Origin of the sequence: Escherichia sp. 94.0001 (assembly GCF_013369155.2) — a bacterium.
GTDB classification, from domain to species: domain Bacteria; phylum Pseudomonadota; class Gammaproteobacteria; order Enterobacterales; family Enterobacteriaceae; genus Escherichia; species Escherichia coli_F.
The window spans coordinates 1-699 of sequence record NZ_JABWMS020000213.1 but is presented as its reverse complement, the minus strand read 5'-3'; the positions used below and the strand labels follow the sequence as shown (position 1 = coordinate 699).

The window sequence follows — 699 nt, the reverse complement described above, 5'->3', positions numbered from 1 at the left end:
GCACTGCCGACTGAATAACACATCCCCGTCAATACGGTTCTTGCTGCACGCTTACAAATTAAGCAGCTTAAAGCGCAGATAAAGCGCCCTGAGATGGAAAAAGAAATACTAAAGCAGGCTGCCGTGCTGATGAGCGAAATCCCCGGGGAAACTGTCGCGCTAATCACACAGCTGAAAGCAAAGTGGCCAGTGCGGGTTCTTTGTCATTTATTCGGTATTCACCGTAGCATTTATTACGCGCAGGTGAAGCGTCCTGTTAATGTGCAAAGAATTGAATTACGAAGTCGGGTGAGGGCTGTCCATGCTCTCAGTCGTGGCGCAGTCGGTAGCCGGGCAATCAGTCAGATGTTGCGCCATAGTGGCGTTGATGCAGGCCGGTGGCTGGCACGACGACTGATGCGGGAATGCGGGCTGACAAGTCGACAGCCAGTTAAACATCACTACCGGGTAAACGAAGACAAAAGTCCGCCATTGCCAAATTTACTGAACCGGCAATTTCACCCCGCCGCACCAAACCGCGTCTGGTGCGGCAACATCAGTTTTATTCGCCTGCAGGACAAATGGTGTTATCTCGCACTCGTTGTTGATTTATATTCACGGCGGATTATCGGTTCAGCCCTCTCATTAACCGCTGATGCTGAGTTGTAAGCGTACAGCGAGGGCCGTATTGACGGGGATGTGTTATTCAGCTGGCAGTGC

General features: G+C 51.5%; 1 protein-coding gene. It reads left to right on the top strand.

Annotation, left to right across the window (positions count from 1 at the left end; translation table 11 throughout):
* Positions 1–21: 21 nt before the first annotated feature.
* Positions 22–648 (top strand): IS3 family transposase, encoded by a 627-nt coding sequence (locus HEN33_RS25300; protein ID WP_342367211.1) that lies wholly within the window; start codon positions 22–24, stop codon positions 646–648.
* Positions 649–699 lie beyond the last annotated feature (51 nt).